This is a genomic window from Mycobacterium mantenii (assembly GCF_001667865.1).
GTDB lineage: Bacteria > Actinomycetota > Actinomycetes > Mycobacteriales > Mycobacteriaceae > Mycobacterium > Mycobacterium mantenii_A.
In genome coordinates, this window is record NZ_LZJP01000083.1 from 89,659 (window position 1) to 112,808 (window position 23,150).

General features: G+C 68.5%; 23 protein-coding genes. 9 read left to right on the forward strand and 14 right to left on the reverse strand.

Annotated elements, in window-relative coordinates; genetic code table 11:
- From rfbC to A5688_RS13090, 4 genes are all read left to right on the forward strand, one after another.
- Entirely contained in the window at positions 1-606 is a 606-nt protein-coding gene (rfbC, locus tag A5688_RS13075; RefSeq protein ID WP_120312542.1) for a dTDP-4-dehydrorhamnose 3,5-epimerase, read from the forward strand.
- Between the two features lie 255 nt (positions 607-861).
- The gene (locus A5688_RS13080) at positions 862-1,986 is read left to right on the forward strand and encodes an acyltransferase family protein (protein WP_067833922.1); all 1,125 of its coding nucleotides are present in this window, start codon (positions 862-864) and stop codon (positions 1,984-1,986) included.
- Positions 1,987-2,090: 104 nt separating this feature from the next.
- On the forward strand, positions 2,091-3,227 hold the full coding sequence (locus A5688_RS13085; RefSeq protein ID WP_067833919.1) for an acyltransferase family protein: 1,137 nt from the start codon (positions 2,091-2,093) through the stop codon (positions 3,225-3,227).
- A 46-nt stretch (positions 3,228-3,273) separates the two neighbouring features.
- Positions 3,274-4,362, forward strand: coding sequence for an acyltransferase family protein (locus tag A5688_RS13090; protein WP_067833916.1), 1,089 nt, complete (start codon positions 3,274-3,276; stop codon positions 4,360-4,362).
- On the opposite strand, the gene A5688_RS13095 is transcribed toward A5688_RS13090, so the two are convergent.
- Genes A5688_RS13095 through A5688_RS13120 form a run of 6 tightly spaced genes read right to left on the reverse strand, consistent with a single transcriptional unit; the run spans position 4,283 to position 8,766 of the window.
- The gene (locus A5688_RS13095) at positions 4,283-4,681 is read right to left on the reverse strand and encodes a hypothetical protein (RefSeq protein WP_067908866.1); all 399 of its coding nucleotides are present in this window, start codon (positions 4,679-4,681) and stop codon (positions 4,283-4,285) included. The genes A5688_RS13090 and A5688_RS13095 overlap by 80 nt on opposite strands.
- Positions 4,678-5,613, reverse strand: coding sequence for a metallophosphoesterase family protein (locus A5688_RS13100; RefSeq protein ID WP_067833910.1), 936 nt, complete (start codon positions 5,611-5,613; stop codon positions 4,678-4,680). Before A5688_RS13100 ends, A5688_RS13095 begins: the two co-directional genes overlap by 4 nt.
- On the reverse strand, positions 5,610-6,014 hold the full coding sequence (locus A5688_RS13105) for a cupredoxin domain-containing protein (protein WP_067833907.1): 405 nt from the start codon (positions 6,012-6,014) through the stop codon (positions 5,610-5,612). Before A5688_RS13105 ends, A5688_RS13100 begins: the two co-directional genes overlap by 4 nt.
- A gap of 26 nt (positions 6,015-6,040) precedes the next feature.
- Complete coding sequence (locus A5688_RS13110) at positions 6,041-6,748, reverse strand: Rieske (2Fe-2S) protein (RefSeq protein WP_067833904.1); 708 nt, start codon at positions 6,746-6,748, stop codon at positions 6,041-6,043.
- On the reverse strand, positions 6,745-7,296 hold the full coding sequence (locus A5688_RS13115) for an RNA polymerase sigma factor (protein WP_067908869.1): 552 nt from the start codon (positions 7,294-7,296) through the stop codon (positions 6,745-6,747). Before A5688_RS13115 ends, A5688_RS13110 begins: the two co-directional genes overlap by 4 nt.
- Before the next feature lie 42 nt (positions 7,297-7,338).
- Positions 7,339-8,766, reverse strand: coding sequence for an NAD(P)-binding protein (locus A5688_RS13120; protein ID WP_067833898.1), 1,428 nt, complete (start codon positions 8,764-8,766; stop codon positions 7,339-7,341).
- 103 nt (positions 8,767-8,869) lie between these two features.
- Between A5688_RS13120 and A5688_RS13125 the strand changes: the two genes are divergently transcribed.
- From A5688_RS13125 to mmsB, 3 genes are read left to right on the forward strand one after another with little or no spacing between them, the layout of a single operon-like run.
- The gene (locus tag A5688_RS13125) at positions 8,870-10,390 is read left to right on the forward strand and encodes a CoA-acylating methylmalonate-semialdehyde dehydrogenase (protein WP_067908871.1); all 1,521 of its coding nucleotides are present in this window, start codon (positions 8,870-8,872) and stop codon (positions 10,388-10,390) included.
- Between the two features lie 4 nt (positions 10,391-10,394).
- The gene (locus tag A5688_RS13130) at positions 10,395-11,561 is read left to right on the forward strand and encodes an acyl-CoA dehydrogenase family protein (RefSeq protein ID WP_067908874.1); all 1,167 of its coding nucleotides are present in this window, start codon (positions 10,395-10,397) and stop codon (positions 11,559-11,561) included.
- Positions 11,562-11,574: 13 nt separating this feature from the next.
- Positions 11,575-12,459, forward strand: coding sequence for a 3-hydroxyisobutyrate dehydrogenase (gene mmsB, locus A5688_RS13135; protein ID WP_067908877.1), 885 nt, complete (start codon positions 11,575-11,577; stop codon positions 12,457-12,459).
- A 3-nt stretch (positions 12,460-12,462) separates the two neighbouring features.
- Here the strand turns inward: mmsB and A5688_RS13140 are convergent, their stop codons facing one another.
- The 5 genes from A5688_RS13140 to A5688_RS13160 are packed head-to-tail and all read right to left on the reverse strand — an operon-like array spanning position 12,463 to position 17,448.
- Positions 12,463-12,966 (reverse strand): MarR family transcriptional regulator, encoded by a 504-nt coding sequence (locus A5688_RS13140; RefSeq protein WP_067833888.1) that lies wholly within the window; start codon positions 12,964-12,966, stop codon positions 12,463-12,465.
- An 8-nt stretch (positions 12,967-12,974) separates the two neighbouring features.
- A complete protein-coding gene (locus tag A5688_RS13145) occupies positions 12,975-14,048 on the reverse strand; it encodes a pyridoxal phosphate-dependent aminotransferase (protein ID WP_067833886.1) in 1,074 nt (357 codons plus the stop codon).
- Positions 14,048-15,067, reverse strand: coding sequence for a 3-oxoacyl-ACP synthase III family protein (locus A5688_RS13150; protein ID WP_067908881.1), 1,020 nt, complete (start codon positions 15,065-15,067; stop codon positions 14,048-14,050). The genes A5688_RS13145 and A5688_RS13150 overlap by 1 nt, the downstream gene beginning before the upstream one ends.
- Before the next feature lie 7 nt (positions 15,068-15,074).
- Positions 15,075-15,722 carry a hypothetical protein gene (locus A5688_RS13155; protein WP_067908884.1) on the reverse strand — a complete coding sequence of 216 codons (648 nt, stop codon included), beginning with the start codon at positions 15,720-15,722 and terminating at the stop codon, positions 15,075-15,077.
- Entirely contained in the window at positions 15,703-17,448 is a 1,746-nt protein-coding gene (locus A5688_RS13160) for a thiamine pyrophosphate-binding protein (RefSeq protein ID WP_120312543.1), read from the reverse strand. Before A5688_RS13160 ends, A5688_RS13155 begins: the two co-directional genes overlap by 20 nt.
- Before the next feature lie 78 nt (positions 17,449-17,526).
- On the opposite strand from A5688_RS13160, the gene A5688_RS13165 reads away from it, so the two are divergent.
- Together A5688_RS13165 and A5688_RS13170 are read left to right on the forward strand one after the other, a co-directional pair.
- Complete coding sequence (locus A5688_RS13165) at positions 17,527-18,222, forward strand: ABC transporter ATP-binding protein (protein ID WP_067833876.1); 696 nt, start codon at positions 17,527-17,529, stop codon at positions 18,220-18,222.
- Positions 18,219-20,723, forward strand: a complete 2,505-nt coding sequence (locus A5688_RS13170) for an FtsX-like permease family protein (RefSeq protein WP_067908887.1) — start codon at positions 18,219-18,221, stop codon at positions 20,721-20,723. Before A5688_RS13165 ends, A5688_RS13170 begins: the two co-directional genes overlap by 4 nt.
- Here the strand turns inward: A5688_RS13170 and A5688_RS13175 are convergent.
- Genes A5688_RS13175 through A5688_RS13185 form a run of 3 tightly spaced genes read right to left on the reverse strand, consistent with a single transcriptional unit; the run spans position 20,710 to position 23,134 of the window.
- Positions 20,710-21,336: a class I SAM-dependent methyltransferase gene (locus A5688_RS13175; RefSeq protein WP_067833871.1), complete on the reverse strand. Its 627-nt coding sequence runs from the start codon at positions 21,334-21,336 to the stop codon at positions 20,710-20,712. The genes A5688_RS13170 and A5688_RS13175 overlap by 14 nt on opposite strands.
- Positions 21,333-21,899: a DUF4389 domain-containing protein gene (locus tag A5688_RS13180; protein WP_067908997.1), complete on the reverse strand. Its 567-nt coding sequence runs from the start codon at positions 21,897-21,899 to the stop codon at positions 21,333-21,335. Before A5688_RS13180 ends, A5688_RS13175 begins: the two co-directional genes overlap by 4 nt.
- Positions 21,900-21,922: 23 nt before the next feature.
- The gene (locus A5688_RS13185; protein WP_067833866.1) at positions 21,923-23,134 is read right to left on the reverse strand and encodes an FAD-dependent oxidoreductase; all 1,212 of its coding nucleotides are present in this window, start codon (positions 23,132-23,134) and stop codon (positions 21,923-21,925) included.
- Positions 23,135-23,150: the final 16 nt, after the last annotated feature.

Consider the following 23,150-nt stretch of genomic DNA (forward strand, 5'->3'; position numbering starts at 1 on the left):
GTGGGAGTCCGCGAACTGAAAATCCCCGGCGCCTGGGAGATCACCCCTACGGTTCATGGCGATTCGCGGGGCCACTTCTTTGAATGGCTCACCGACAAGGGATTCAGCTCCTTCGCCGGCCATCGATTGGACGTCCGGCAGGCCAATTGCTCGGTATCATCGGCAGGCGTGTTGCGCGGCTTGCATTTCGCCCAGGTGCCGCCGAGCCAGGCCAAGTATGTGACCTGCGTTCGTGGTTCGGTGTTCGACGTCGTCGTCGACATCCGGGTGGGTTCGCCGACGTTCGGCCAGTGGGATTCGGTTCTGCTCGACGACTCCGAGCACCGGACGATCTACATTTCCGAAGGCCTGGGGCACGGCTTCCTGGCGCTGCAAGACAATTCGACGGTGATGTATTTGTGTTCGGCGGAGTACAACCCGCAACGGGAACACACCATTTGCGCGACCGATCCGGCATTGGCGATCGAATGGCCGCTGGTAGATGGGTCGCCGCCCAACCTGTCCGACCGCGATGCCGCGGCGCCCAGCCTCGAAGAGGTGCGAGCCTCCGGCCTGTTGCCGACCTGGGACGAGACGCGGGCGTTCGTCGACGGTTTGCGCGGCTGATCGCGCGCATCGCCAGAGATTTTCTCGGGCAATGCAATTGGCGGAAGACCGGCGCCGGGGCCACTCACCCATTGGCGCTCACCGAGCGCGAATAGGCATTTACCGGCTCACCAGCATAATTGCACACGTATGCAGTGAGCTTCGTTTGCGGTCCCCCGAGCCGTCGGATAACGTCAAGCGGCGCTTTTCTGTGGCGGGTGAGGCTAAGATTGCGCCGATGATGCCGACGACGCCCAGTGCAGGCGGAGGCCGCCGATGAAACTCGGGCAGGTTTTCGATCCGCGAAGTAACGCGCTCAACGCATGGCGGTTGGCGCTCGCGGCCGAGGTCATCTTCTGGCACACCTTCCCGGTTCGGGGTCATCTCCCATCGGTGCGGGCCGTCCTTCAGCTCCTGCTCTGCGTGGGTGTGGACGGGTTCTTCGCGATCTCGGGATTCCTCATCACCGCGAGTTGGGTGAGCAATCCGCGGCTGCGCGCTTACCTCGCCGCCCGGGCCCTGCGCATCCTGCCCGGCTTCTACGTCTGCATGATCGTGACCGCATTCGTGTTCGCCCCGCTCAGCGTGGCGATTCAAGGCGGGTCGGCAACCAAGCTGCTGTTCTCGTTCGCCCCGTTCGAGTACGTCCTGAAAAACGCCGCGGTCTTGTGGCTCAAGCCCGACGTCGGTGGCACTCCCCTGGGCATCCCGAACGCGGGCATCTGGAACGCGTCGCTCTGGTCGCTGTTCTGGGAGGTGATGTGCTACCTGGTCGTCGCCGTCATCGGCGTGGCCGGACTGGCCAACCGCAGGTGGGTCTCCCCGGCGATCTTGGTCGTGGCAGCGATCGGGGCGTCGATGATGCCGCCCGTCACCTTCCCGGACGTGTTCAATCGGCCCACGGGCAATTTGGGCACCGTCATCATCTTCATCGCGTGCCGGGCCGCGATCATGTTCGCGGCCGGGGCGCTGCTCTTTCAGTGGCGGGACGTCATTCCCGCTCGCTGGTCGCTGGTCGCGGTGTGTGTGGTCATCGTGCTGGTGGCCGGCCAGCTGCCGGATTACCGCGTGGTCGCCGCGGTTCCGCTGGCCTACGCCGTCGTCGTCTCCGGGGCCCTCCTGCACCACAAGCGATTGAGGTTGCGCACGGACCTGTCCTACGGCATGTACATCTACGCGTATCCGACCCAGCAGCTGCTGGCCGTCCTAGGGCTTCTCAGCCTCAATCCGTTCGTGTTCTGCCTGACCGTGGCGGTGGCTACCCTGCCGCTGGCCGCGGCGAGCTGGTTCCTGGTCGAAAAGCCGGCGAGGTCGCTGAAGGCGCGGTTCAGACGAAGGGCCGAAGGCGCCAAAGGGCAAGCGGCCATGGCGATGCCGCCGGAGGTTCCCGGTGCGGCCTAGCGACGGAGTCGCGACCTGATCAAGGCCATCGCCCGTGTCAGCGCCCGTCAGCTTTCGGCCCGTACGATGGCGCCGACGATGCGCGGTGCGCAGGGGGAGGCTGGATGAAGCTAGGGCAGGTATTCGATCCGCGCAGAAACGCGCTCAACGCGCTGCGGTTGGCGCTGGCCGCCGAGGTGATGCTGTTCCACTCCTGGCCCGCCACCGGCCACATGCCGCCGAAGTCGATCCTGCAGCTCATGTTCTCCGTCGGCGTCGACGGATTTTTCGCGATCTCCGGTTTCCTCATCACCCGCAGCTGGCTCACCGACCCGCGCGTCCGTGACTACCTCACCGCCCGCGCCCTTCGCATCCTGCCCGGTTTCTACATCTGCCTGATCATCACCGCGTTCGTCTTCGCCCCGCTCAGCGTGGCGATCCAGGGCGGGTCGCCCGCCAAGCTGCTCGGATCCGTCGCTCCGCTGCAATACGTCCTGAGGAACAGCGCGGTCGCCTACCTGCAGCCCACCATCAGCGGAACGCTCCACGGTGCGCCCGGCGGACCCGCCTGGAACGGTTCGATGTGGTCGTTGGTCTGGGAACTGCTGTGCTACCTCGCAGTTGCCGGCCTCGGTGTGGCGGGGCTGGGCAACCGCCGGTGGATTTCTCCCGCGATCCTGGTGCTGGCGTCATGCCTGGCCCTGTTACTGCCGCCGCTGACCTTCCCGGGCACCTGGACAATCCCGCAGCTGGCGGTGCGGTCGGCCATCATGTTCTCGGCCGGCGCCGTCATGTATCAATGGCGGGACGCGATCCCCGCCCGATGGTCGCTCGTCGCCGTCAGCATCGTCATCGTGGTGGCTGCCGGGTTGCTGCTGCCCGATTACCGGGTGGTCGGCGCCCTGCCACTCGCCTACGCCGTCATCGTGTCGGGCTCCCTACTCAAGAACGGCCGCCTGAGACTACGCACCGACCTGTCCTACGGCGTCTACATCTACGCATTCCCGACACAGCAGTTGCTCGCCATCTCCGGGCTCACATTTCTGCATCCGGCGCTGTTCTTCCTCGCCGCGGTCGCGGCCACCCTGCCGCTGGCCGCGGCGAGCTGGTTCCTCATCGAGAAGCCCGCGATGGCCCTCAAGCGGCGGCTTCGGGTCAAATGGTCCGCCCCCGTCGCGTCCAGCTCCGACGAGTCCCGGCCCATCAGCACGGCCGACGCCCTTGCCGAGCGGCCCGCTCCGGATCTACCCGATTCCGTCTGACTTTCGCCCTCCCGACGGCGCCGGGGCCTAGCATGGGCGCACTCCAATGGCACTCGGGCAGGTATTCGACGCGCGAAGTAACGCGCTGAACGCTTGGCGGCTGATACTGGCCGCCGAGGTGATGCTGTGGCATTGCTGGCCCGTGACGGGCCGCCTGCCGCCGGCACCGACTCTCCAACTTCTGTTTTCGATAGGTGTCGACGGCTTCTTCGCAATCTCTGGATTCCTCATCACCAGGAGCTGGCTCGAGGGCCCGCGACTGCGCGATTTCCTCACTGCCCGCGCGCTCCGCATCCTGCCCGGCTACTACGTCTGCCTGACCATCACGGCGTTCGTCTTCGCCGCGCTCAGCGTGGCGATCCAGCGTGGTTCGGTGCGCGAGCTGCTGTCCTCGGGCGCGCCGCTGGAATACATTCTCAAAAACAGTGCGGTCGCGTACGTCCATCTGGACATCGGTGGAACACCGCGCGGGATACCGCATTCCGGAGTCTGGAACGGCTCACTCTGGTCACTGTTTTGGGAAGCGATCTGCTATTTCGCGGTCGCCGGTATCGGCGTCGCCGGGCTGGCCCACCGCCGGTGGATTTCGCTCGCTATTTTGGCACCGTCGGTGCTCGCCGCGGCGGTGATGCCCCCGCTGACCTACCCGGGGGACTGGACCCTCCCGCAGCTGGCCGTTCGCTCGGCCATCATGTTTGCGGCGGGCGCCGTCATCTATCAATGGAAAGACGTCATCCCCGCCCGCTGGTCGCTGGTCGCGCTCAGCACCGTCATCGTCCTGGCGTCCAGCCTGCTGCCCGACTACCGGGTGGTCGCCGCCCTGCCGCTCGCCTACGCCATCATCGTGTCCGGTGCCCTGCTGAAGAACAGCCACCTGAGACTGCGCACGGATTTGTCCTACGGCGTCTACATCTATGCGTTTCCGATTCAGCAGTTGCTGGTCGTGTGCGGGCTCGCCCGCCTGCAACCCGGCATACTCTTTCTCGTCGCCGCGGTGGCCGTCCTGCCGCTGGCCGTGGCGAGTTGGTTCCTCATCGAAAAGCCCTCGATGTCACTCAAACGCCGGCTGAAACGGAAGCGGTCGGAACTCCCCGAAGCCGAGGGCGAACTCCGAGCCCCCACAACGCCAGCGTGAGCAGTTCGGCACCGACGGTGATGGCCGCGTACGGCGCAGGCTCCCAGCCTCGCTCCGAAAAGCCTTCCAGGCCAACGGTTCGCGACAGCGTGAAGGCGACCAGCGAAGCGCCCGCCACCGCGGCGCCTGCCCAGCGCAGCCACCCCGGGCCGCCCACCACGATCAACAGCGCGATCGCGAACGAGAGGCTGGCCTGAACCAGGAATCCGCTGCCGATGGCCGGAATGTGTTGATAGCCACGCACATACAGGAAGGCGTGGCTGAGTGCGCTGATGATCAACGACGCGGCGAGGCCGAGCCGGACCAGAATGCCCGTCACTGCAGGGTCCGCTCTTTGAGCGCCAAGGCGGCTTCCCCCTTGGTGTAGCTGACCTCGCGGATGCCCAGCGCGTCGCGCAGCCTGCCGGCCGGCAAGGTGACCGGCTTGGGCGCGGGCCCGTCGCCCGGGTGCGGCAGCGGGTACGCGGTGGTGGTCCCGCTGTAGAAGGTGATCCGGTCTTCGGTCTTGGAAAACAGTTGGTGGACATGGCCGTTGAGGCAGGTGACCGAGGAGAACCGGCGCAGGTAGCTCAGCACCTGGGTGGCATCGTCGGTACCCCAGCCCCATTGCGGGTACATCGCGAACAACGGGATGTGGCTGAACACGATGATGGGAGTATCGCTGGAAAGAGCCGCGACGTCCTTGCGCACGAACTCAAGCTGGTCGACGCCCAGGTGACCGAGCTTGCGCAGGTTCAACGTGTTGACCAGCGCGATCAGATGCACTCCGGAGACGTCGAGGCTGTACCAGCCGTCACCCACCGACCCCGCCCCGAAGGCGTTTCGGTACTTCTGCCCCGCGTCGTCCACCGAGTCGTGTTCCCCGGGAACGGTGAACACGTGTGGCGTCTTCAGCCCGCTCATCATCTGCTTGGCCTGGTCGAACTGCTCGGGGCTGGACAGGTGCGTGAGGTCCCCGGTGTGGATGACGAAATCCGGTGTGTAGCCCAGGTTGTTCACCTGATCGATCGCGCGTCCAAAGGTGGCGGAGACATCCGGGTTGGGCGCACCGGTGAAACCGAGGTGGCTGTCGCTGATCTGGGCGAATCGCAAACTCGGCGCCGCGTGCGTGCGCGCGGCGGTCGCTTCGCCGGCGACGTGTGAGATGACCTCCCCACCGGCCACCGCGAACCCGACCGCCGCCCCGAACCATGCCGTGTGCCGGATGAGCTGGCGACGGGTCATGGCCTTCGGGTCGGTGGGGCGGCTCATCCCGTCACCACCACGGTGCCGCGCATCATCGGGTGAATCGAGCAGACGTAGTCGAAAGTCCCGGCGGTGGAAAAGGTGTGGGTGAAGGTGGCTCCCGTTCCCATGCCGGGTGAGTGAAAGGAGCCGTCGCTGGCGGCCACCGTATGGGGTTCTTCGTCGCGGTTGGTCCACGTGACCGTGGTCCCGGCGCTGACGGTCAACGTGGTTGGCGCGAAGGCGAAGCCGTCGATGGTGACCTGATCGCCGCGCACCGGAGCCGCCGGCGCGGTGACCGACACCTGGGTGGTGGGCGCGGCGGAGGTCGCCACCGGCCGCGATTGGGAGCATCCGGAGACCAACAGCGCACCGACGGCCAGCGCGGCCGCCATGCGCCGGCGAAGCATGGCAATTTCCATGCCCAGAGATAGGAAGGCGGGTTACACCCCGGTCAGGCCGGCCGCTCGGGACGCGGCGGGGCGAAGACCTCGACGACCCCGTCGACCTCACGAACCATCAACGCGGGCAGGGGCTTTGGGGCTATCGGCAACTGATGCGTGAGCACCTGTCCGCTGGGTGAGAACGAGGTGGTGTGGCAGGGGCAGCGCAACGTGTCGTCGGGAGCGTCGAACCACAGCCGGCAGCCCTGATGGGTGCACACCCCGGAGATCGCCTGGACTTTGCCGTCGACGCGGCGGACGAATCCGCTCACCGAGCCCAGGTCGAAGGCGTGCATGGCCCCGTCGGGCACATCCGATCCGGACGCGACCCGCTGCCAGCTGCCCTGGTTGGGGGTGAGTTGCCCGGCGGCGATCTCGGGGGCGCGACCATCGCCGGACCGGGCCGCGATCAGGGTGCGATCGACGGAAACCGCGGCGACCGCCGCCGTGGCAGCGGCCGACGTGCCGACGATGACCTGCCGGCGGGTGCTACCCCGCCCCGACGCCGGTTCCGTTGGCGCGCCGGACATCTGGTCGGCCAGCCGCCGGTGCAGGTCGGTGACGAATTCCTGGCGTGGCGCGTCGCCACCGGCGCGGGCCGCGCGCAGCTCGATCGCGGTGCGCAGTTGCGCGGCCTCGAAGTCGTCGGGCGCGAACGGCCTGGGCCGGCGCCCCCGCAACAGATCGTCGACATAACGTCGCAACCCGCGCGCGTTCATGACCGGCCCCCATCGTTGACCTGCGCCGCCAGCCGCAGGGCGCGGTGCTGGAGCACTTTGGCGTTGGCCACGCTGATCCCGAGTTCCGCGGCTGACTCCTTTATCGAATTTCCCTGCAGGAAACGCGATTCCAAAATCCGGCGGTAATGATCCGGCAGGCTGTCCAGAACCTGGGCAACGCGCTGCGGCGCGGTGCTGATGGCGTCCTGGCTCTCGGCTGGTTGCTCGACATCCTCGATCGAGGTTATCTCCCGCCCCAGCGTCTCGCGCCAGTGCGCGGCCAGCACCGTCCTGGCCGTGGCCCGCAGATACGCGCGCACCTCGGCGGCGCTCGCGGACAGCCGCAGCGGCCGCAGCGCGGCGAGGAAAACCTCGGCGGTCAGGTCTTCGGCGTCGGTTCGGTTGCCGACGCGCGCGAACAGCGTGCGGTACACCCAGGTCACGTTGTCGGTGTACACGGCTTCCCAGCTCGGGTAGCCGGCATCATGGCCACTGTCGGGCACCGCGCGCAGCGGTCGCGGGCCGAGGGGTTCGCTTCTTGCCGCCACATGCCTCCTTCACCCGATAGATACCGGCGCGGGTTACACGGGTCAGGGCGCCGCGAGCGCGGCTTCGGCGGCCATCAGCTGCTCGAGCCTGGTGGCGGTGGTGGCGAACACGGACTTGGCGATGCTCAGGATGCGGTCGCGGACCCGGGGCTTCGCCGCGGCCGACGGCAGCAGGTGCCCGATCAGGTGACCGAACAGGTCCAGCCGCGCCGCGGACAACCACGACATCAACTCCGGGTCGTCGAACCAGCGCAGCTGGTTGGTGTAGTCGGCCAGCGCCAGCCGCAACCAGTCGACGTCGGTGTCCGGATGCGGCAGGGGCACGCAGAGTTCGTTCTTGACGGCGTCGTCGGGGTATGCGGCTTCGACGTGCGCGATCAGCGCGGCGCTGAAGATCTGTTGGCATCCGCGCACGCTTTGCAGTGTGATGCGTCCAGGATCGAAAATTGGTGTGGCGGGCCGCTTCTCGGCACCATCGGCGGTGCAGTCGATGAACAGCTCGTCGCCGCCGACCGTGACGGCGCCGCCGTCGAGGACCATCCTGTCCGCCTCGATCGCCCGCAGGTGGCCCAAGCGCACCACGTCGGTGATGCGGCGCAGCTGCTCGAGTTCGAGCCGGGTGACGGTGGCGCAGCGATACATGGCGGGCCGGATCGCCGGGTCGATGCGCAGCAGCACGCCGGCACCCTCGAGTCGCGCGAACAGATCCTCCGTCGAGGCCGCGTCGTTGATCGCGCGCAGTTGCGCGGTGAAGCTCGCCTTGAGCTTGTCGGCGAACAACGTGCCCGGCTGCATCGTCTCGCGGTCCAGCAGCCAGGAGTCGCGGGGCGTGATCCAGGTCAGCCGATCCGGGTCGACGCCCTGACTCAGCAGCCACAGGCAGGTGTCGATTCCGGTCTTGCCTGCCCCGACGATCACGTAGCGCCGGTGCGCGCCGAGTCGGGGCAGGTCGTTGGGCGCGACGCAGTCGATGCCGTCGGCGACCCGGTAGGGCGGGCGGCGCATCGCCGGGACCGTGACCCGCATGTAGGTGGCGTCGACGACGCGGCGGGCCACGCGGACGGTGTAGTCGACGCCGGCCAGCGTGCGAAACCGGCCTTGGCCGCGGTAATGGCCGCGGTATTCGCTCATCGGGAAATAGCCGACGCGCCCGGTCGGCAGGAATTGCCGGCGCATGACGTGGTCGTAGTACGCGCAGATTTCGCCGGCGGTGGCCAGTTCGTAAAGGCCGTGGTTCCAACCGACTTGGTCGATGCTGTCGCCGCCGAGCCGCAGCGAGTTGACACCGTAGAACGCCGAGGGCTGATGCAGCCGCACGAACGGATAGGCCATGGTCCAGTGGCCGCCGGGGGCGTGCTGGCGGTCCACCACCACGACGCGGGCCTCCGTCTCGGAGACCAGCGTGTCGATGAACGCCATGCCCATGGCGCCGGCGCCGACTACCAGGTAATCGGCCTCGATGGTGTGCATACAGCTGTCAGGCTAGCCCGGCGCCCACCTTGCCAAGGTCCGAACACAGTTACTAGGATATCCAAGTATCCGCTTAAGCGCCGTCAACACACTCGAGGGCCCCATGACCACACAAATTCCGCACTTCATCGACGGGCAGCGCACCGCCGGCCGGTCCGGCCGCAGCGCCGACGTCTTCGACCCCAGCACGGGCAGTGTCCAGGCGACCGTGCCGATGGCCGGCCAGGCCGACATCGACGCCGCGGTGGCGTCGGCAGTCGAAGCCCAAAAAGGTTGGGCCGCAACCAATCCACAGCGTCGCGCCCGGGTGATGATGCGCTTCGTCGAGCTGGTCAACCAGTCAGGCGACGAGCTGGCCGAGCTGCTGTCGCGCGAGCACGGCAAGACACTGGCCGACGCCAAGGGTGACATCCAGCGCGGTATCGAGGTCATCGAGTTCTGCATCGGGATCCCCCACCTGCTCAAGGGCGAGTACAGCGAAGGCGCCGGACCCGGCATCGACGTCTACTCGCTGCGCCAGCCGCTGGGCGTGGTCGCCGGCATCACGCCGTTCAACTTCCCGGCGATGATCCCGCTGTGGAAGGCCGGACCGGCGCTGGCCTGCGGTAACGCGTTCGTGCTCAAGCCCAGCGAGCGTGACCCGTCGGTCCCGGTGCGCCTGGCCGAGCTCTTTCTGGAGGCCGGCCTCCCGCCCGGGGTCTTCCAGGTCGTGCACGGCGACAAGGAGGCCGTCGACGCCATCCTGAACCACCCGGACATCCAGGCGGTCGGGTTCGTCGGCAGCTCCGACATCGCCCAGTACATCTACGCCGGGGCCGCGGCCACGGGCAAGCGCTCGCAGTGCTTCGGCGGCGCCAAGAACCACATGATCGTGATGCCCGATGCCGACCTGGATCAGGCCGTCGACGCCCTGATCGGCGCCGGCTACGGCAGCGCCGGCGAGCGCTGCATGGCGATCAGCGTCGCGGTCCCGGTGGGCGACAAGACCGCCGACCGGTTGCGCGCCCGGCTCATCGAACGGATCAACAACCTGCGCGTGGGCCACAGCCTGGACCCCAAGGCCGACTACGGTCCGCTGGTCACCGAGGCCGCCTTGGCGCGGGTGCGCGACTACATCGCCCAGGGTGTCGACGCGGGCGCCGAACTGGTCATCGACGGCCGCGAACGCGCCAGCGACGACCTGACATTCGGCGACGCCAACCTCGAAGGCGGCTTCTTCATCGGCCCCACCCTGTTCGACCACGTCACACCGGACATGTCGATCTACACCGACGAGATCTTCGGGCCGGTGCTGTGCATCGTAAGAGCCACAAACTACGAAGAAGCGTTGGCGCTTCCTTCTCAGCACGAATACGGCAACGGCGTGGCGGTTTTCACCCGCGACGGCGACGCCGCCCGCGACTTCGTCGCCCGCGTGCAGGTCGGCATGGTCGGCGTCAACGTGCCGATCCCGGTGCCGGTGGCCTACCACACCTTCGGCGGCTGGAAGCGTTCCGGCTTCGGCGACCTCAACCAGCACGGCCCCTCGTCGATCATGTTCTACACGAAGACCAAGACCGTGACGTCGCGGTGGCCGTCGGGCATCAAGGATGGCGCCGAGTTCGTCATTCCCACAATGGATTAGGGACATGGCTTCGTTTACCCTCGACGACGACGAACGGGTGATCACCGAGACGGCCGCCGCGTTCGCCGCCAAGCGCCTCGCCCCCTACGCCCTGGAATGGGATGCGGCCAAGCATTTTCCGGTCGACGTGCTGCGCGAATCGGCCGAACTCGGCATGGCGGCGATCTACTGCCGCGAGGACGTCGGCGGCAGTGGGCTGCGCCGCCTCGACGGGGTCCGCATCTTCGAGCAGCTGGCCATCGCCGACCCGACCACCGCCGCGTTTCTGTCCATTCACAACATGTGCGCGTGGATGATCGACACCTTCGGCACCGCCGAGCAGCGCAAGGTCTGGGTTCCGCGGCTGGCGGCGATGGACGTCATCGCCAGCTACTGCCTCACCGAGCCCGGCGCGGGATCCGACGCCAGCGCGTTGAGCACCCGCGCGGTCAAGCACGGTGACGACTACGTGCTGGACGGCGTCAAGCAGTTCATCTCCGGCGCGGGCGCTTCGGACGTCTACGTGGTGATGGCCAGGACCGGCAGTGAGGGTCCGCGCGGCATATCGGCCTTCGTCGTCGAAAAGGGCACTCCCGGGCTGAGTTTCGGCTCCCTCGAAGAGAAGATGGGCTGGCACGCCCAACCCACCGCGCAGGTGATCCTGGAGGGCGTCCGGGTGCCGGCCGACGCGATGCTGGGTGGCGCGGACGGCGAGGGCGCCGGATTCGGCATCGCGATGAACGGCCTCAACGGCGGCCGGCTCAATATCGCCGCGTGCTCGCTCGGCGGCGCCCAGGCCGCCTCGGACAAGGCCGGAGCCTACGTTCGCGACCGGCAGGCGTTCGGGTCGTCGCTGCTCGACGAGCCGACCATCCGGTTCACCCTGGCCGACATGGCCACCGGCCTGGAGACGTCGCGAATGATGTTGTGGCGCGCCGCCAATGCGTTGGACGCCGACGATCCCGACAAGGTCGAATTGTGCGCGATGGCCAAGCGCTACGTCACCGACACCTGCTTCGAGGTCGCCGACAAGGCCCTGCAGCTGCACGGCGGCTACGGCTACCTGCGCGAGTATGGTCTGGAAAAGATCGTCCGCGACCTGCGGGTGCACCGAATCCTGGAAGGGACCAACGAAATCATGCGAGTGGTCATCGGTCGGGCCGAAGCCGCGCGGGTCCGCGCAACCGCATAGAAGGGCCTTGTAGATGACCGAGCACCTGACGGTGGCCTTCCTGGGCCTGGGAAATATGGGCGGGCCCATGGCGACGAATCTCGTTGCGGCCAAACACGCGGTGCGCGGATTCGATCCGGTGCCCGCGGCCCTGTCCGCGGCGACCGGGGCCGGCGTCACCGGATTCGGCAGCGCCACCGATGCGGTGACGGGCGCGGACGTGGTCATCACCATGCTGCCCAACGGCGAGCTGGTCAAACGCTGCTACGCGGAGATCCTGCCCGCCGCACGACCCGGCGCGCTGTTCATCGACAGCTCCACGATCTCGGTCAACGACGCCCGCGAGGTGCATGCGCTGGCGGAAGCCAACGGCGTCGTGCAGCTGGATGCGCCGGTGTCGGGCGGAGTGAAGGGGGCCGTCGCCGGGACGCTGGCGTTCATGGTGGGCGGCGACGAGGCCGCCCTGCAGCGGGCCCGCCCGGTGCTGGAACCCATGGCGGGCAAGATCATTCACTGCGGTGCGGCCGGGGCCGGGCAAGCCGCCAAGGTGTGCAACAACATGGTGCTTGCGGTGCAGCAGATCGCGATCGGCGAAGCGTTCATCCTGGCCGAGAGGCTTGGGTTGTCCGCCCAGTCCCTGTTCGACGTCATCACCGGGGCGACCGGCAACTGCTGGGCCGTGCACACCAATTGCCCTGTGCCGGGTCCGGTCCCGACATCGCCGGCCAACAACGACTTCAAGCCGGGCTTTGCCACCGCGCTGATGAACAAGGACCTGGGCCTGGCGATGGATGCGGTGGACTCGACCGGCTCGGCGGCCCCGCTGGGCAGGCACGCCGCCGACATCTACGCCAAATTCGCCACCGACCACGCCGATAAGGACTTCAGCGCCGTCATCGAATTGCTGCGTGGCAGCTGAGAATCAGAAGTCCCCTGCGCCGCGGCGCAATGTCTCGATCGAGGTCACCAGCGCCCGCGATTCCTCTTCGGTCATCCAGATGTCGGCGAACACCTGCTTGTTCAGTGTGACGGTGGCGTCCTCGACCGTCGAACGGCCCAGGTCGGTGATCTGCACCAGCGTGGTGCGCCCGTCGGTGGGATGCGGCACGCGCTGCACCAGCCCGTCGGCCTCCAGCCGGCGGATCGCGTGCGTCACGCTGGTCACGTGGACCTGCAACCGGTCCGACGCCTTGGTGATGGGCAGTGCGCCGGTCCGGCTGAACGCCAGCAGGCGCAGCAGTTCGTACCGGGAGAAGCTCAGGTCGTAGGGACGCAGCGCCGTCTCGACACGGGCCAGCAGGATCTGATGCGCGCGCATCACCGAGGTCACCGCGACCATGCCCGGCGCCACGTCGCCCCACCCCGCGCGCTCCCAATTGGAGCGCGCGGCTGCGATCGGATCACGCTTGTCCGGTGATTGCGCCACGCCCCTTCTTACCGCACTTGCAGCCCGGGCGTGGCCTTTCCCAGCGCCGACAGCACCGCCCGCGTCGACGCGCGGCTGCCGACGGTGATGCGCGCGCCTCCGTCCGCGTAGTACCGCACCCGCGGCTCACCGTCGCCGAAAACCTCACGCCAGGGCCGACACTGCTCATCCCAGCCGTCCCCGTCGGGGGGCAGATACAGGAAATTCGCATGCGTGTCGGTCGTGTAGATCCCCATCGCGCTCAGGCGCATCCGCAGATAGCGGCGTTCGGCGGTGATCAGCCGGATTCGTCGCCGCAGTTCGTCTTCCGCGCGATACGACGCCGCGACCGCGGGCAAACTGGTGATCGCGACGCCGAACGGCAGCTGGTAGGACCACAGTGTCCGTGCCAGCTCATGGGAGGCCACCGCGTAACCGATCCGCAGCCCCGCCAGACCATAGGCTTTGGAAAAGGTCCGCACCACCGCCACGTTGGGGTGACGCGCGACCAATGCCGGCACGTCGAGCCGGTGCTCGGGCGCGGCGAACTCGATGTAGGCCTCGTCGAGCAGCACTATGGTGTCGCGCGGCACGCGCCGCAGAAACCGCAGCACGGCGGGCGTGGGCTCCAGCGTGCCGGTCGGGTTGTGCGGGCGGCACACCACCACCACGCGCGCCGCCGCGGCCGCATCGGCCAGGCCGTCGAGGTCGTTGTGGCCGTGCTCGTCCAGCGGAACGAGCAGCGTGTTCAGCCGCGCCATCCGCGCGAGGATCGGAAAGCCGTCGAACGTCGGCGATGCCATCACCATCGTGTCGCCCGGCACGGTCAGCGCCTGCAGGGCCTGCAGCACCACCCCCGTCGCCCCGGCGCCCGGCACCACCCGGTCGGGGCGCACACCGATACGCCTGGCGATCAGGTCACGTAACCGCTCGGGCAGGAACTCCGGATACCGGTTCGCCGCGCAGACGGACCGGATCAAGGCCGAACGCACCGCCGGCAGCGGCGGAAAGGGATTCTCGTTGAGCGACACGGCAAACGGATCGACCGCGTTGGGCAGCCCGTCGCAGATCTCGCCGGCCACCAGGCTCCGGGCGGGTTGCATCAGCCCCGCCCACCCCAGCGCACCGCGGCGGCCCCGGCGAAGTCACCGGCATGCGCGAACGCCGCCATCATGACCACTTCCCCGGTCTTGAGCTGGCCGTCGGATATCGCGCGGTCCAGGTTGATCGGGATCCCCGCACCGAACAGGTTGCCGCACTGGTCAAAAGTGTCGCGGTGTCTGGACTCGGGCAGCTCCAGCGCGTCACGCCAGTTGCGCAGGAACGCCCGGTTCGGCTGATTGGTGACCAGCAGGTCGATGTCCTTGGCGGCCAACCCGATTCGGTCGCACACCGCCAACGCCACCTCGGGAACCTGCCGGTTGCCGCGGGCCAGCACCTTGGTGATCTTGCTTTCGGTGAAGCCGATGCTGCCCTCGCCGGGACCGGCCTGCCACCATTTGCGTGGCGGGTCGTAGGAGAGCGTCATCTCCCCCGCGTATTCGCCGTAGGTGCGGCACTCGACATCCAGGATCGGCGACTGGTCGCTCACCGCGACGAGCCCCACCGCGGCCCCGTCGCCGGGCACCGCCGACTGCGCCTTGCGCCGGATCGTCGGTTGATCGAAGAATTGGCCGGCCGCGTTTTGTGCGATGGCGATGAGCGCGGTACGCCCTTCGCCCGCACCCAGCAGCCTACGGGCCACGTTGAGCGCCAACACAAATGCGGCGCAACCGCCGTTGTTCAGGTCGAGCACCCAGGATGGCCGCATGCCGAGCCGATGCGCGATGCCACCACCTTGGCCGTAGAACGCCATGTCGGGCACCTGAGTGTGGGTGATCAGCACGTCGGCGCCCTCGACGACGTCGTGGCCGTGCCGCTCGATCAGGCCCTGGGCGGCGCGCTCGATCATGTCGATGGAACTCTCGTCGGCGGCGACGTGATGGCGAAACTTCGGGGCGCGGAACATCACGTTGTCCCGCAGTTCGTCGGATTCGGCGTAGCGCGCGTAGTAGTCGGCGGGGATCGGCTCGCCCGGCAGGTAGGTGGCGACGTCGATCAGGCTGACGTTCGGGTTGCCCATGGTGCGCTCATCTCATCCATGCCGGCGTCACCGGCAGCCCGTTGCGGTGGCGGTACTCGGCGATCGCCTTGAGGTTGTTCATCTCCAGCTGATGGCCGGCGCCGAACATGTCCCAGAAGTCGCCGACCCATACCGGCCGCTGGGCGGGTGCGGTCTCCGGATACGGGTTGTGGTCGTAGAACGGGTGATGGCAATTCGTCCACAGCACAACCGATCCCGGCTTGTTAAGGACGGTCTGGGCATCGACGACGCGCATCAGGTAGATCATCCACAGATGCTTGCCCTGATCCCAGGCACAGTGGTAGTCCACGGTCCGGGCCGCCGCGTTGGCGACGGTGCGGGTGTAGATCTGGGTCTCCGAGCCGAGCCGGTCGTAGGCCAGCCACAACCCGGGTTCGTCGGTGGGGGTGAATCCGCGCAGGCTGTAGGTCCACTCCTCCAGGCTGCGCGTGTCGGCCATGTAGTCGTACAACTCGTCGGGTGGGCAGTCGACGTAATCGTTGACGGTGCAGTACTGCCCGAACACCTGATCGTGCGGATACACCGACCGCATCATGTCCATGATGATCGGCGTGGCCTTCTCCCTGGGGCTGGTTTCGATGCGGGTGACCCCGTCGATGACGTCGGGGATATCCTCAAGCGCTGGCAACGACATTGGTGCGGGTCTCCTTGTCAAGTGAAATATGGCCCACGGCAGCGGCTTTCGTCGGCGCCGCGGTGATGAACGGTGCGAAGGGCGGGACCTCGTCGGCGGCACACTCGACGCTGATCACCGCCGGGCCGTCGATGTCGAGCGCGGCTCCCATGGCGGCGGCAAGACCGTCGACATCGCTGACGTCCACCGACGTCAGGCCCGGGAACATCGCCGCCAGACCGGCGCCCAGCCGGCTGGGCCGGAAACGGTTGTAGCTGTAGAGGTCGTCGTAGAACAGCTGCTCGCGGGTCACGCACATGGCGTGCGCGTTGTTGTTGAACAGCACGAACGTCATCGGTAGCCGGTATTGCACGGCCGTGTGCACCTCCATGCCGTGCATGAAGAACGCGCCGTCCCCGGCGATCACCACGGTGCGGCCGTCGGGGCGCCCGGAGTTGGCCCGCCCGAACGACATTCCGATTCCGGCGCCGAAGCTGTAGCCCATGCCGCCCATGCCGAGCGCGGCCACGAACTTGCCGCCGCGCCGCGCCGGCAGGTAGTGGATCGCCGAGGCGCCGGTGTTGCCGGCGTCCACCACGATGTCGGCCCCGTCGGGCACGACACCGTCGAGCACCGCCATGGCCTCGCGGTACCGCACACCCGGTCCGGCGCAGGGCGGGGGCGTCAGCTCGGTTCGCCGCACCGCGTCGGGCACGCGCAGACCGGTTGGGCGGGCGCGGCCGCGAAGCGCCTGGGTCAGCTGGCGCAGCGAGCCGCGCAGGTCGTCGGTGTGCACGTGCGTGCAGGCGACATAGGGCGGCGCCGACCCGAGCGAGACCGTCCGCACCGACGCCAGCGCGTCGTCCAGCCCGCCGCGTGCGGTGACCGTCAGCCGGGTGCCGACGATCAGGCACAGCGCGCTGGCGGCCACCTCTTCGGCCACGCTCGGGTGGCCCATGACGCCGGTCACCCCCAGCGCCGACGACGACCCGTAACCCGGCGCGCCGGCGACATCCTTGGCGTCCGGAACGGTGGCGACCCGCGCGCGCAGCGCCGCGCGCAGCGCCTCGAGCTCGGTCCGGGCGTCGTCGCGGGCCACCTGCTCGCCGGCGATGATGGTGACCGGGCCCCGGGCACGGCGCAGCGCCCGCAGGATCGGATGCGGGTCACCGATCGGCGCCCGACCGCCATCGGAGTCATCACCGCCATGCCCGACGTCGATGAGCGCCTGCTGAATGTCCTTGGGCAGCAACAACACCGCCGGTCCGGCGGTGCGCGTCGCGGCGACGGCCCGAGGCAGCAGCGAAACGATGTCGGCGGGCGTGCGCAACCGCTCGCAGAACACCGACACCGCCGAGAACAGCGCCTCGGCGTTCAACGACCCGTTCACGCCGCTGGTGTCCTGGAAGCTGCCCCGGCCGTCCATCGTGCTGGCGGGCTGGCCGACCAGTGCCAGCACCGGGACCCGGCTCGCCAGCGACTCGCCCAGTCCCGCGACCAGGTTCAACGATCCCCCGCCGGAGGTCGCAGCCACCACACCCAGGCCCGCCCCGCTTCGGCTGTAACCGTCGGCCATGGTGGCCGCCGAGAACTCGTGCTTGGCCAGCACCGCGTTGACCTCGGGGCGGAAATACGCCGCGTCGTACAAGTCCTCGATGTTGGCGCCGTCCACACCGAAGATGTGATCGACTCCGATTGCCGCGAGGTGCCCGACGATGTGGTCGACCACCCGATACCTGCCGGGCATGCCTGGGATAACGAAGGGGCCGCCCGGTCGGTTCATCGCCGCCCTGAACCGATCGCGGCGCGCCATCGTGGTGCCTAGATGACCATCGAACTGCGCGACGTCGTGCGCCGGTACCGGGTCGGCGGTCAGACGGTGCGGGCGCTCGACGAGGTCAGCCTGCGACTGGCGGACGGGCAGTTCGTGTCGGTCGTCGGGCCGTCCGGGGCGGGTAAGAGCACGCTGCTGCACCTGCTCGGTGCGCTGGACTCGCCCGATTCCGGGTCGATCCTGTTCGACGGCGAGGAGATCTCGCGCCTGCGCGACGAAGAACAGTCGCGGTTCCGCCATCACCGGGTGGGCTTCATCTTTCAGTTCTTCAACCTGCTGCCGACCCTGTCGGCGTGGGAGAACGTGGCGATTCCCAGGCTGCTCGACGGTGTCCGGCTGGGCAGGGCCAAACCGGAGGCGATCCGGCTGCTGGACCGGGTCGGGCTCGGCGACCGGACCCAGCACCGGCCGGCCGAGCTGTCCGGCGGCCAGATGCAGCGGGTCGCGGTGGCTCGCGCGCTGATGATGAACCCGCCGCTGATCCTCGCCGACGAGCCGACAGGAAACCTGGACTCCACGACGGGCGCGTCCATTTTGGCGCTGCTGGCCGAGGTGGCCCACGAGGACGGTCCGGGCCGGCTGGTGGTGATGGTGACCCACAACTCCGACGCGGCCGCGGCCACCGACCGGGTGATCACGCTGCAAGACGGCCGGGTCGGTTCGGACGTCCTGGCGGTCGCCGGGTGAAGCCCGGGGCCGCGATCACGGCCGCGGCCAGCAGGCTGCGGGTCTTCAGCCTGCGTGAGCTCGCCGTGCACCGCCGCCGCACGTTCGCGTCGGTAGCCGTAATGGCAGTATCGGCAACGTATTTGGTGGCCATCTTCGGAATCTTCGGGTCGATCACCGGATCGGTCAGCCGGCTGGCCGACGGGATCGCCGGCGTCGCCGCACTCGAGGTGTCCGGCATCACCGATGCCGGCTTCCCCGACTCGATACTGGCCGAGGTGGCCGCGGTCCCCGGCGTGGCCACCGCGGCGCCGATGATCCGCACTTCGACGTCCACACCGTCGGGGCCGGTGCTGCTGCTCGGCGCCGATGCGAACACCGCCGCCCTGGGCGGCGCCCTGAAGGGGGCGCTGCAACGGCCGGTGCAGGCGCTGTCCGCGACGCCGTCCGGCGTCCAGGTCGGACCCCGCGTCGGCTACGCGAAAGGCCAGAGGTTCCCGTTGGGCTCGGCGTCGGTCACCGTCACCGAGGTGCTCGCGGGCAAGCAATATGCCGACCTCAACGGCGGACATTACGTGCTGGCGCCACTTGCGTTGGCGCAGAACGTCACCGGTCGCACCGGCCAGCTCGACTCGATACTGATCACCACGAAGCCCGGCGCCGACCTGGGCGCCGTTCGCGCGGCCGTGACCGGCGCCGTGCACGGCCGCGCGATCGTCGCGACCCCAAGCTTTCGGGCGGCCCGGGCCGGTGACGGCGTGAAGCTGATGAACTACATGGCCCTGCTGGGCGCCGCGGTCGCGTTGGTGGTCGGCGCGTTTTTGATCTACACGACGATGACGATGGCCATCACCGCGCGCCGGCCGGTCATCTCGATGCTGCGCGCGATAGGCGGGCGGCGTGTCACCATCGTCGGCGACATGCTCGCCGAGGCCGCGCTTCTGGGCCTGATCGGCGGGGCCGTCGGGTCCGGCATCGGAATTGTGGCGGGGCACATCGCGATTGGCCGGCTACCCCCGGCGGTGACGCAGGGCCTCGAAGCCCGCGTCGAGTACTGGCTGCCCGGCTACGCGCTACCGCTGGCGCTGGCGGTGACGACGCTGACGAGCGTGGCGGCCGCGGCGATGGCGGCCCGGCAGGTGTACAAGGTTTCGCCCATCGAGGCGCTGGCGCCGGTGGGGGCATCGGCGGCCGACGCCGTGCCGCGGTGGCTGCGCACGGCCTGTGGCGTCGGTGCGGTCGCGGTGTTCGCGGTGTCGACGTGTGTCGTCACCGGTCAGCGCGGCAGCTACGCCGTCGTCGCGATGGCCGCCGTGCTGAGCGCCGAGCTCGCGCTGGGCTTCGCGCTCACCGTGCCCATCGTCAACGCCACGGCGGCGACCGCGCGAATGTTCGGATCGGTCGGGGCACTCGCGGCGGCGACGATCCAGCGCGCCCCGCGCCGGGTGTGGGCGACCGTGATGACCGTGCTCATCGGGGTGCTCACCACCGTCGTGATCACCGGTACGAACGCCGACATGATCCGCTCGGCGCGGGACATCTTTTCCCCGGTCGCCGACGCCGACGTCTGGGTGAGCGCGGACGCTCCCGACAGTTACCCCACCGACGTTCTGCCGCAAGGACTCCGCGAGAAGGTCGCCGCGGTACCCGGCGTCGCGCAGGTCGTCGAGGGCGCATACGGATTCGCCGTCGTCGGCGGCACCCGCGTCCTGCTCGACGGGTTCTCCGCCGGCAGCCACGATGCGCTGTTCCGTGCGCTCGACGAGCGGGTGCGCACCGAGGCGCTCGGCGGCCGGGGTGTGGTGCTCACCCAGAATCTGGGCGCGGTCCTGCACGTCCGGGCCGGCGATCAACTGCGGTTGCTGACGCCGCACGGCCCGCGGGAGACGAAAGTGCTTGCGCTGGTGCCGTTCTTCTCGACCGTCATCGGCACCGTGGGAATCGACCTCGACCACATGCGGGCGTGGTTCGATCGCCCGGCGGCGACGACTCTGCAGATCGCCGCCGCCCCCGGCGTGGATCGGCAGCGGCTGCTGGCCGGCGTCCGCGCGGTGGTGCCGGCGCCGAACCACGTGTACGACGGTCCCGCGGCGCTGGCGGGGCTGCAGGCTCCGCTGCATCAGAGCATGTTCATCGCCAACGCGGTGTGGATCATCGTCGTGGCGGTGGCCGCGGTCGCACTGCTCAACACGTTGACGCTGTCGGTGATCGAACGCCGGCGCGAGATCGGGGTGCTGCGCGCGATGGGATCCAGCCGGCGGTTCGCCTTGCGGATGGTCCTGGCCGAGGCGGCCGGAATCGGCCTTGTCGGCGGGGTTTTCGGCCTTGCGCTCGGACTCCTGGATCAGTGGCTGTTCAGCCGCATCAGCGGCGCCATCATGAATTTCGAAGTCGGCTTCCGGCTGAGTCCGCTGGCGCTCGCGTTCACGCTCGGGGCGCTGGCGATCAGCCTGCTCGGCTCGGTGCCACCGGCACGGCGCGCGGCGCGGCTCAACATCGTCGAGGCGGTCAGCGTCGATTGAGGGTGGCGAATCCCTGCAGATGGGGTTTGCACGGGAAGGGCACCGGCGTTCGCGGAATGCTGCGCAGCGCGGTGGTATCGAATCCGGCCGCGGCGATCGAGTCGAGGGTTCGGCGGTTGGGCTCGCAACCGCCGGCCAGCCATGACCACGGCTTGGCGATCAGGTCTTGGAACCGGCCCATCGCGCCGTCCCCGCGCACGTGCTCGAGGACCACGAGCCTGCCCCCGGGAACCAGCACGCGCCGGATCTCATCGAGGGTGGCGGCCACATCGTCCACCGAACACAACACCAGACCGATATGCACCGAATCGAAAGAGTTGTCCGGGAACGGGATTGACTCGCCGTTTCCCGCCACGATGTCGACCGCGACGCCGCGGCGCCGGGCGAGCCTGGCGGCCATCCGCCGAAACGACACTTGGGGTTCCACGGCGGCGACCGAGGTCACCGCGGCGGGCAGGAACCTCAGGTCGGTGCCCGGGCCCAGGCCGAGCATCAACAGCCGCCCGGTTGCGTTGCTCATCGCCTCCCGCCGATAGCGGTGGTAGAACAGCCGATCGAACACCGGCTGACCGAACCGGTAAACATACGGGAACAGGAGATTGCGGGGGGTCATGCGTTGCCCAAATCCATTCGGTACGGCGGATATTCGTCACGCATCAAAGACACGTACACCGCGACCCGATATCGCCAGCGCACCATGCCCATCAGGAGATCGAAGATGCCCCGCGGGATCGTCCCGGTGCGCAACAACGTGAGCGCGGAGATGAGACACAGCACCTGCAGCGGCGCCTCCATCGACCAGCACATCACCACCTGGGGGATCGCCAGCAGCCACTTCACCAGCACCCGCCGGTTGTTCAGCCGGTCCGGATAGTCGACGTGCAGGTCGCCGGGGTAGTCGGGTCGAGATGCGAGCGTGAAGGGCGGGTATTTGTCGGTGCTGTTCATCGGGAACCGGTAGTTCATCACCCGCCACGACCAGCGCAACACCCCGACGTTGAAATCGAAGAGCGGCCGCGGATATCGCCCGGTGCACAAGATGGCAACCCCGGCGGCGACGGTCGAGAACGGATACACCAGGTAGAGCGCGATCAGGATCGGGTAGTGCGGCAAGGCCAGCACGCACCACTTCAACAGCCAGAGCCAGCGCGAGGGTGAGTCGAAATCGCCTCGCACTCTTACCGAATCGGCCGGATCGTTCATGGGGGTGACGGGATCGTCGCCGCTACCCCCAGATTTCGGCTGATTTGCGCGGACATCCGGCGGTGGCTCGTCAGGCGCAGGAACGTCGTCAGCGCCGATGCCTGCAGCCGGTCCGAGACCAGTGCGGCCGGCCTCAGCACGAGTTCACCGTGCGACACCGGCAGCGACGCCACCCGGGACACCGCCATGACTTTGCGTCGCCGGGTCTTCTCGTACCAGCGCAGCGCGCGCGCAACATCGGCGCCGCTGCCGTTCGTCCGGAAGTCGGTCAGCGCCTTGCACAGCACCATGGTGTCGAGCAGCGCCTGGTTGGTCCCCTGCGCCAGGGTGGGCGGCATCGTGTGCGCGGCATCGCCGAGCAACGTGACCGGGCCGCGACCCGCGCGCGGTATCGGATGCCGGAAATGCGGGAACGGCGAGCGGGCCAAATCGTCGTCGGTCAACGTCGCGAGCACCCGATCGACCGAGGCGGACCATCCGGAGAAATGCGACCGGATCATCTCGATCGGACGCTGCGGTCGGACGAAGTCATCCGACCACGGCAGGTCGAACCACCACTGCACGTCGGTGCCGCCGGCCGGCCACAGGCCGAGGTTGCCGCGCGCCCCGATGATCATGAGCGCGGCATCGGAGTCCGCGATCTCCGGAACGGCGGCCAGCCCCTGCCAGCTGCACCAGCCGGTGGGCTTCGCGCCTTGCGCGCCAACGTGATCGCGCACCACCGAGTGCAGACCGTCGGCACCGATCAGCACGTCCCCCTCTGCCGCGCTGCCATCACCGAAGTCGGCGCGGACCCCGTTTGCCGTGCCGCCCAACGCGATCACCCGGCAGTTGCACCGGATGCGCTCCGCGTCAAACCCTTCGAGGAGCCGATCCAGCAGAACGCGACGCGGAACCATCCGGACGGGCGCGCCCAGGCGGCGCACCATCGCGGTGACGTCCAGGGTGGCGACCCGGCGACCCGTCGACGTCACGGCCCGCACGGTCGCCAGCAGCCTGCCGGCGCCGCCCATGTCGACACCGAGCTGGTTGAGCACCGTCTCGCCGTTGGACCAGATCGTCACCGCGCCGCCGGCCGCCCGCACATCCGGCCGCCGCTCGAACACGGTGACGTCATGTCCGTCGCGCAGCAATCCCCGGGCGACAGAGATCCCGGCGACACCGGCGCCCACAACGAGCACCCGAAGCGGACGCGCGTAGCCGGACACGCTGGCTCCGATCGTT